The following is a 9,054-nucleotide window of genomic DNA, read 5'->3' as shown; positions in this document are numbered from 1 at the left end:
ACTGACAGGTTCCTTATGTCCCTTTTTTCCCGCGCCTGTCGGAACCGTCCGGAACTTGACGGACTTGTCGGCCAAGTCGGAACCTAGGTGCGAAGCACCAGAACTATGACCTTCCCTCTCAACCAAGAGCCTGGACGCGAAGCGTCGGAACGAGGAACTGCTCTTGTTTCTAAAAATGGAGTCTGTCCCTATTTTAGGAGAATGAATCCGTCCACCCGAGCTAGACACAAATTGGATAGCCTATAATAAGTGAGGTCTCCATTTGCCACAATATGAGAAAGTAATGCGATGATATAATTCTCTTGAGCTTTTTCTGAATTGGAGGGATTTCAGTGCTTGTTTCCCATCTATCCGTCAGGAACTGGAGAAATTTCCGGGAGATCGATGTGGATCTTACCAAAAGAGTCTTTCTTGTCGGGGCCAACGCATCGGGAAAATCCAATTTCCTCGATGTGCTTAGATTTCTGAGAGACATAGCAAAGTCTGGGGGAGGCCTACAGGAGGCATTGACCAATCGAGGAGGTATTTCGAAAGTTAGATGTCTGTCGGCGCGCAGAAGCTCAGATGTCCAAATTTCGATTACTCTTTCAGATGATCAAAGAAAAGAAGAGAAGTGGCGATACTCGCTAGGCATTACTCGTGAAACAGGTGGTAAGCGACTACAAGTATTGACTCATGAGAGAGTTTGGAAAGATAACACACTCATTCTCGACAGACCCAATGAAGGAGATAAAGAAGACCCTCAAAGACTTACACAGACCAACCTTGAACAGATTAGTGCAAATAGGGACTTCAGGGAGGTGTCTGAGTTTCTTCAGCGAGTGCAGTATCTTCATCTCGTCCCTCAGTTCATACGATTCGCGGGTACATTTTCCGGTTATGCTTTGCCTGGAGACCCTTTTGGCCAGACTTTTGTAAAGAGACTCGCCGAGACTCCGGAGAAGACTAGAAGTTCTCGACTAGAAAAAGTTGAAGAGCTCCTGAAGAAGGCAGTGCCTCAGCTCAAAGATCTTTCATTTGTAGTTGATAAGATGGGGAAACCCCATTTGGAAGCAAGGTACGAACATTGGAGAGGCCACGGTGCAAAACAGCGTGAAGATCAGTTTTCAGATGGAACACTCCGCCTAATTGGACTCCTGTGGGTAATTCTTGAAGACAATTCATTGCTCCTTCTTGAGGAACCAGAACTATCTCTTCATAAGGCACTTATTCAGCTGCTTCCGGAGCTAATGTACAAACTTCAAAAGAGCAAGAGTCGTCAGGTTTTATTGAGTACGCATAGCATGGACTTGCTTATGAATAAAGGTATTGCACTCGAAGAGGTTCTTCTTCTTACACCATCGCCAGAGGGAACGGAAGTAAGAGTCGCCACTTCAATCGACGAAGCGGCTACCCTTCTTGAAGCGGGGATGAGTGTTGGTGAGATTGTGGCGCCTCACACTATTCCAAAGGATATTCGTGAACTAGAAGTCTTGTAGGAGCTGTGATATGTATATTTGTCTAGTAGTGGAAGATCTATTGAGTGAGTATACCGTCAGAAAAATTCTTTCCGAGGTAAGGCCTGATTTGACGGTAAAGACAGTATACAAGAATGGCGGGTTTGGATACATTAAGAGTAATGTCAAGAAGTTTTGGAAAGCTTCGCAACACATTCCATTCGTTGTATTGGCTGATCTCGATAACGAGATATGTGCTCCGTCAAGAGTCCTGAATTGGCTTGGGTTCATTCCTTCTACCGGTCGCTTTGTTTTTCGAATAGCCGTACATGAAACTGAGAGCTGGCTGATGGCCGACAGAGGCTCGTTTTCAGATTTTTTGGGAATTAGTGAGCGCCTTGTGCCCAAAGATCCTGATATATTGCTGGATCCGAAGGAAAAGCTTTTGAGCCTCGTTAAGAAGAGCAGAAAGCGATCTTTGAAAGAAGACATACTTCCCTTAGCTGGAAAGCATGTGACAGTTGGTCCGGCATATAATTCGTCATTGGCCAAGTATGTCTTAGAGTTCTGGAATCCGCAGCGGGCCGCAGGGTGTTCGAATAGCCTTGAAAAGGCAATTAGGGCGCTAGAATCGCTCCAGTAGTAAGTCAGTTGTTTAACACCCCTTTCGGGACTCGATTATTTACATTCAGTTAATAGTTAGGAGCACCGATAGGAAGACTCAATGCACTGAGGAGCATCAGTGGACGCAAGGCTGGCAAGGATCGTGCCGGGACGCAAGGCTGCTTTCGGCAGCAGGGAATAAAAAACCCGCTTTACGCTTGCAAGAGCAGGCTGTACGCTGAAAGGCCCCGCTGACTGTCATACGTTCTCCCTTCTCCTGAGCACTCAGGATACAGAAGCGCAGTTCTCATTCGAGAAGATTGTAAGACTGTCATCCCGCAGAGCCTGCCAGATGTGCTTCTGTTCAGGGCTATCATAGGGATATCGCTCAAACTCTTACTCTTTCCACTGTCTAGCGCCTATAACAAGATCCATGACGAAGAAACTCTCTTTTCACTCCTTCCAAGACGAGTTCACAATCGAGCTTGAAATTGCTCTCAGGTGACATCTTGTTGTGGGAGCGCTCACACCATAGCTGCAATATCTATACTGCTAACAATCGAAGTTAGACATTGCGGAAGAGTAATATCTCTATAAGCTACTGTTTATGACATTTAAGGAATACAATACCATTCAAAGACGAGAATTGACTTCTGTTTGATGATTATGATATAGTACTGTGAGCCCTCACATTATTCAAATCATGTCTTCCGACAGAGGAGTGGGATGATGAAAGCGATAACGATAGAAGATGTTGCCAGACTCAGCGGCGTATCCCGAGGAACGGTATCGAGGGTAATCAATGGAAGTCAGAATGTCAATAGAGAAACTAGAAAGAGAGTGCTTGAAGTAATAGAAAAACTCGGTTACCGCCCTAACCAGAACGCCCGGAGAACGGCCGGTGGAAGATCCTCCACAATCGGCATAGTGATTCCAATGATCGGTACGGAATTCTATGAAAGACTTATCAAGAGCATGGAAGAGAAGTTCAGAACACAGTGGTACGCCATGATGCTCTTCCCCGTTCTCAAAAGGGACTGGGTTTCCAAAGTCATGATGTACGATGTCCCAAATTCGGACGCTGCTGGAATGTTTCTTTGCTCTTTCGATATCGAGCATCTCTTTTCATCTTTCCGTAAACCCTTCCAAGGTCCAACGGTCCTTGTTGACAGTTATTCACCACTGTACGACTCGATTTACATCGACAACGAGCTCGGAGGATACCTTGTAGGAAGGAAGCTCTCGAAGTTTGAAGGAAGCACTCACGTCATAATGATGCAGGAATCTATAGATTCGGGTTTCTGGCCCGTCTTCAACTCAAGACTAAGAGGCTTTCAGAAAGCACTCCTCGAAAGCGGGAAGAATCTTCCGCCGAGAAACGTCCACTCCTACGATTTCAGCTGGAGCGCCGGAGCTCTCGCCGCCCGCGATATCTTCGACAACGATTCGCCCCCCTTCAATATCTTCGCTATGAGCGATCTTTACGCATTTGGAGTTATGCGGGAGGTCCAACTCAGAGGTCTTCGTATTGGTCAGGATGTGAAGCTGGTCGGTTACGACGATCAATCGCTCGCCAGAGACTGGGGGATCACCACGGTAAGGCAACCGATAGAGCTGATGGGAAAGAAAGCCGTAGATATGATGCTCGAACGCCTCGAGAAACCTGGAAAGGAAGTCGAAAATCTCTGCTTGAAACCTGAAATGGTGGAACGTGAATCCGCATGAGCCTGGAAGACTCCAGGCTATTGAAAGGAGGAGAATATGAGAAGAAAGGTTCTGATTGTTCTTGCGGTTTCTATGTTATTTCTGGGTTCGGTGATAACTGCCACGGTGGATGGACAGCTGATAATCTGGGCAGATGACACGAGAACTCCGATCTTCAAGGAACTCGCCAGAGAGTACTCCGAAATGACCGGTATAATCGTAACGGTCTACGAAATGACCATGGATGCGATTACCGAACAGGTTGTTACAGCCTCTCCGGCGGGCGAGGGCCCCGATCTGATCGTTGGGGCTCACGATTGGATAGGAAGACTGGTCCGAAACGGTACTATTGGTGCTATCGACCTTCCCGAAGCACTGCTCATGCAGTTCGATCCCGTGACTATCGAGGCCATGTCCTTCGAAGGAAAGCTTTACGGCGTCCCTTACAGCAGAGAGGGAGTCGCTCTGCTGTACAACAAAGATCTCGTTCCTGAACCCCCGAAGACGTGGGATGAGTTGGTCGCGCTCACAAGAGAGATTACGAACCCCGCTATCGGACAGTACGGATTCATCGTCGAACTCCCCTTCCCTTACAACAGTTTCCCGGTGCTTTCGGCCCTTGGAGGATATATATTCGGGCAGAGTGAGGAGGGAACGCTATTGATGGACGATATCGGTCTTGACTCCGTCGGCATGATTCTGGGAGCCACTCTTATAGACTGGCTTATCGAGGAGGGTCTCATGCCTGCAGAGGTACCCTGGGAGACTATGACGGGTCTTCTCTCCGAAGGAAAGGCTGGAATGGTAATCACCGGACCCTGGAGTATTCCAGTCGCAGAAAGTGGAGGAGTAAGCGTTGGAGTAGCACCCATACCGACAATATGCGGGCAACGACCACGGCCTTTTGTAGGAGTGTCTGGCATCATGGTCAACGCGTACTCCCCCAACAAGGCAATTATACAAGACTTTATCGAGAACCAGTATGCAACCAAAGAGTCGATGTTGAAAATCTTCGAAATGGACCCGAGACCATCGGCGTTCATACCAGCCTTTGAGGAGACCAAAGACGATCCCATCATGAATGCCTTCGCAGAATCGATCTCTTTCGGCATGCCGCTTCCGAATGTTCCTGAGATGAACGTGGTCTGGTCTGTCTGGAATGATGCGATGACTTTGATATGCAATCAGACGCTTTCTCCACATGAAGCTCTGAAGCAAGCGGCACAAGTGCTCGAAGATACCTTTTCCAACTGACGAATGCAAGTAAACCTGTATCCCCCGGTACTAGATTACAACGGCGTACTCAATTAGAAAGAGATCTGAGATGAGTATTATTGCTGGGGGATACAGTTTATGGAGAAAGTTATGGAGAAACGTTTGCTGGGATTTCTTCTAAAAACAGCGATAATATCGCTATTCAATGCGTTCGCAATTTTCGCGTGTATACTCTTCGCGATCTCGGGCGATCTGTACCTTTCGATCGCAGGAGTCGTACTAATGGTGGTAGTTAATCTGGTTCTCTTCAAGAAGAAGAGCTATCCTTTGAGATACCTCCTGCCCGGACTCTTCTTCTTGACGGCCATGGTTGTTCTTCCGATCCTTTACAACGTGTATCTCTCTCTCACGAACTACTCTACAGGCCATGTTATAGGGAAAGATGACGCAATAAATCTCTTTCTCAACCGTGAGTACTTGCAGCCCGATGCCGAGAAATTCAGTTTCACTGCGTACGGACACGGTTCGGATATCATGCTTCTCTTGCTGAAATCCGATGAAGAGCTTATTGTGGATATGACTGGTGAAATTCGGGATCCCAGCGAATTCGATATCGTTGACAGCAATCTGGACGGAACACCCGACAAAATCGGCGAATGGAAAGCTATGGAGACGTCGGAAGTCGTCGGCAAGGTATCTCTGTTGCAGAAATTAAGAATACCGTACGGTAACGGCTGGCTGAGACTCAGTACCCTGCGCGAGTTCAGACAGTACGAGCATCAATACAGCTACGACAAGGCGACCGATACACTGACCGATCTCAAAACCGGGAAGACTTACAAATCTGAAAAGGCACGATTCATCTCGAGCGACGGTGAGGCTCTGGATCCTGGATGGACGGAATATGTGGGTCTTCAAAACTATCTCAGAATAATAAACACAGAAAAATACAGAAAGCCCTTCTTCGGGGTCTTCATCTGGACTATCGAATGGTCGCTTTTGACGGTTCTTATCAGCTTCGCCATCGGCTTGTTTCTGGCCATTATGCTGAACGACAGCAAACTAAGGTTTAGAAAACTCTACAGATCCCTTCTGATTGTTCCGTACGCTATGCCCTCTTTCATCTCTCTGCTGGTCTGGCGGTACGGGTTTTTCAGTAGCGAGTTCGGCTTTTTCAACAGGATTCTAAGAAGCCTTACCGGTACATCCATACCGTGGCTGGACACGGTCTTCTGGGCGAGATTCTCGGTGTTGCTTACCAACATCTGGCTCACATTTCCCTACATGATGCTGGTTTCGTTAGGAGCTTTACAGGCGATCTCTCCGCATCTTCTTGAAGCAGCGGAGATCGACGGCGCCGGGAGCTGGCAGAAGTTCAGGAAGGTGACCTTTCCTCTGGTAATTGTGACGCTGGCTCCGCTGCTTATAGGTTCATTTGCGACGACTTTCAACAATTTCACAGTGATTTGGCTGCTCACCGAGGGCCGTCCGGTTACGGGAATCGGAGATGTTGCCGGTGCGACGGATATCCTTATCTCTTATGCATACAAACTGGCCTTCTCAGGAAGAGAGGGAAGCGAAATGGGCCTCTCGGCCGCAGTATCTATGGTGATCTTCGCGATCGTGGTTATTATATCTATCATCAGCTTTAGAAGAACCAGAGTTCTTGAGGATGTTGCAAATGAGATATAAAAGGACGTTCAGATATGTTATCTGTAGGATAATCAGACACGGGGTGATCTGGGTTGCGATCGCGTTTGCAGTTTTTCCGGCGCTTTTCATAATAGGCACCTCTTTCAATCCGGCCAATTCGATCAACTCAACGGGAATATTCCCGGCCAAGCCGACGCTCGATAACTACAAAAGCCTTCTCTTCGGCGCCAACAGTGTGTTCACAATGTGGATGTGGAACACCCTGAAAATCTGTTTCGTGACCTCGTCCATAAGCGTATTTCTGTGCGCGCTGGGGGCGTACGCCTTTTCTCGATTCAGATTTCCTGGAAGGCGAGCTGGATTATTGATGATTCTCCTAGTTCAAATGTTTCCGCAGACTCTGGGAATGACGGCGATCTTTCTGATTATGGTATGGTTCAACAAGAACTTCCCCCTGCTTGGCCTCAACTCTCACTCAGGGCTGATCTTCGTCTATCTGGGAGGCGCGATAGGCTTCAACACGTGGCTCATGAAGGGATATTTCGACAGTATTCCCCGCTCGCTTGAGGAGGCGGCCTTCGTTGACGGTGCCACTCCCTTCAGAACGTTTCTGAGCATTGTGCTGCCGCTGGCCAAACCTATTCTCGTTGTCGTCTTCATCATACAATTCATCGCCACTTATTCCGAATACATGATCGCGAGCACGCTGCTAAAGGGTGACAATATGTACACCTTGGCCGTGGGACTTCGCCTCTTTGTCGGACAGCATTACGACGACAGGTGGGGACCCTTCGCGGCGGCCGGAGTCCTCGGCTCTCTGGTGATAGTGGCGATCTTCTATTCGTTGCAAGGTCAAATAGTCTCCGGCTTGACAGGCGGAGCGCTCAAAGAATAAAAAGGAGGATAAGAATGCAGCTTAAACCGCCAGAATGGACAAGCGACGCTATCATCTATCAGATATTTCCCGACTCTTTCTTCAACGGTGAACCGTACAACGATCCTCCGGAAACCCTTAAATGGGGAGCCACACCCGAGAAGAATCGCTTCTACGGGGGAGACCTGCGTGGAATTATCCATAAGCTAGATTATTTGCAAAAGCTCGGAGTCAACTGCATATACTTGACTCCCGTCTTTGATGCACCTTCGAATCACAAATATGATACCCGCAATTACTTCAAAGTAGACGAAGCTTTGGGCGGAGATGAGGCACTCATAGAATTGGTTGAGGAGGTTCATCTAAGAGGGATGAGGATCTTGCTGGACGGGGTTTTCAACCACTGTGGTGTTGAACATCCGTTCTTTGTTGACGCTGCGAACAGGGGAAAAGAGTCCCGCTACTGGAACTGGTTTCACATCGACTCGATACCGGTTGTCGAAAGCCCTGAACCAAACTACCGTTGTTTTGCAGGCTACGGAAAAATGCCCGAGTTCAATCTTTCAAACCCTAGAGTGAGGGAATACTTGCTTGGAGTGATCCGATACTGGTTTGAGAAGGCCGATATCGATGGCTGGCGGCTTGATACTGTGGAATATCTGCATCCCGATTTCGTTCGAGCCGTTCGAGAGACATCCAAAGAGATGAACCCGGAGGCTTACGTTCTGGGCGAGCTTCTTCATCTTGGAACTTCCTGGTTCAAGGGAGGTTATCTGGACGGTGCGATGAACTACAGATTGAGAAAGTATCTTCTCTCCTTTTTCGTCTTCAACAACATCGACGCGAAGACCTTTGGAGAAAAGCTATATGTCTTACGACGAAGCTACCCCGACTGGGCCAATTATGCAATGTACAACATGATAGACAGCCACGATCGCCCCAGAATCTGCACACTCTGCAACGGGAAGAAGGAGATAGTCAGACTCATCCTGCTGTTCTTATTCGCTTACCCGGGTGTTCCCGCGATCTATTACGGTGACGAGATAGGCATCAAAGGCGGCAACGATCCATACTGCCGAAGCTCGATGATATGGGATGAGAACCTCTGGGACCGCGAACTTCTCGAGTTTTGCAAAACACTCATAGAGCTTCGAAAAACAAGTCTGGCTCTGAGAAAGGGAGCTTTCATATCTGGTATAGCCGAAGAAGGACTTTTCACATTCGAGAGACACTACGGGAATGAAAGGGTTTTAGTGTGCTTGAACAACTCTCCTGTCCCCAGAGAATGCAAAATTGAGCAACTTTACGAAGCTCTTTTTTCGGAATTTGCCACGATCGATTCACGTACTCTGTCGCTCGATCCTTATGGTTTCGCGGTATTGAGGAGGACGGTGCTAAACGCTTGATGGAGAGCTCACCAGGTCCCTTTCCCTTCCCTTTGGTGACAGACTCCATTATTTACATTCAAGTAACATTGTTCTTCGTTCATAAGAGCGTGCAGAGAGCGGTATCGGAAGATCGGTTCCGGCGCGTTGCGCCCAAGTTCTTCGTTCCGGAGCTAGGAGCTTT

7 protein-coding genes are annotated in these 9,054 nt (G+C 48.0%); all 7 read left to right on the top strand.

Annotated features, from left to right (window positions below):
* Positions 1 to 332 precede the first annotated feature (332 nt).
* On the top strand, positions 333 to 1,478 hold the full coding sequence (locus B3157_RS01150; protein WP_292588205.1) for an AAA family ATPase: 1,146 nt from the start codon (positions 333 to 335) through the stop codon (positions 1,476 to 1,478).
* 10 nt (positions 1,479 to 1,488) lie between these two features.
* Positions 1,489 to 2,079: a hypothetical protein gene (locus tag B3157_RS01145; RefSeq protein WP_292588203.1), complete on the top strand. Its 591-nt coding sequence runs from the start codon at positions 1,489 to 1,491 to the stop codon at positions 2,077 to 2,079.
* Between the two features lie 686 nt (positions 2,080 to 2,765).
* Positions 2,766 to 3,764: a LacI family DNA-binding transcriptional regulator gene (locus B3157_RS01140; RefSeq protein ID WP_292588202.1), complete on the top strand. Its 999-nt coding sequence runs from the start codon at positions 2,766 to 2,768 to the stop codon at positions 3,762 to 3,764.
* Positions 3,765 to 3,800: 36 nt separating this feature from the next.
* Complete coding sequence (locus tag B3157_RS01135) at positions 3,801 to 4,997, top strand: sugar ABC transporter substrate-binding protein (protein ID WP_292588200.1); 1,197 nt, start codon at positions 3,801 to 3,803, stop codon at positions 4,995 to 4,997.
* A gap of 99 nt (positions 4,998 to 5,096) precedes the next feature.
* Positions 5,097 to 6,650, top strand: coding sequence for an ABC transporter permease subunit (locus B3157_RS01130; RefSeq protein WP_292588198.1), 1,554 nt, complete (start codon positions 5,097 to 5,099; stop codon positions 6,648 to 6,650).
* Positions 6,640 to 7,506 (top strand): sugar ABC transporter permease, encoded by an 867-nt coding sequence (locus B3157_RS01125; RefSeq protein ID WP_292588196.1) that lies wholly within the window; start codon positions 6,640 to 6,642, stop codon positions 7,504 to 7,506. The genes B3157_RS01130 and B3157_RS01125 overlap by 11 nt, the downstream gene beginning before the upstream one ends.
* 14 nt (positions 7,507 to 7,520) lie before the next feature.
* Positions 7,521 to 8,891 carry a glycoside hydrolase family 13 protein gene (locus tag B3157_RS01120; RefSeq protein WP_292588194.1) on the top strand — a complete coding sequence of 457 codons (1,371 nt, stop codon included), beginning with the start codon at positions 7,521 to 7,523 and terminating at the stop codon, positions 8,889 to 8,891.
* The last annotated feature ends 163 nt before the right edge of the window (positions 8,892 to 9,054 follow it).

The sequence above is a fragment of the Mesotoga sp. UBA5557 genome, assembly GCF_002425715.1.
Taxonomy (GTDB): Bacteria; Thermotogota; Thermotogae; order Petrotogales; family Kosmotogaceae; genus Mesotoga.
This window is presented reverse-complemented; position numbering and strand designations above follow the sequence as displayed.

Excerpts from the sequence above, each read along its gene's own strand:
- B3157_RS01135 (WP_292588200.1), top strand. The coding sequence starts at position 3,801 with ATGAGAAGAAAGGTTCTGATTGTTCTTGCGGTTTCTATGTTATTTCTG.
- B3157_RS01130 (WP_292588198.1), top strand. The coding sequence starts at position 5,097 with ATGGAGAAAGTTATGGAGAAACGTTTGCTGGGATTTCTTCTAAAAACA.
- B3157_RS01125 (WP_292588196.1), top strand. The coding sequence starts at position 6,640 with ATGAGATATAAAAGGACGTTCAGATATGTTATCTGTAGGATAATCAGA.
- B3157_RS01140 (WP_292588202.1), top strand. The coding sequence starts at position 2,766 with ATGATGAAAGCGATAACGATAGAAGATGTTGCCAGACTCAGCGGCGTA.
- B3157_RS01120 (WP_292588194.1), top strand. The coding sequence starts at position 7,521 with ATGCAGCTTAAACCGCCAGAATGGACAAGCGACGCTATCATCTATCAG.
- B3157_RS01145 (WP_292588203.1), top strand. The coding sequence starts at position 1,489 with ATGTATATTTGTCTAGTAGTGGAAGATCTATTGAGTGAGTATACCGTC.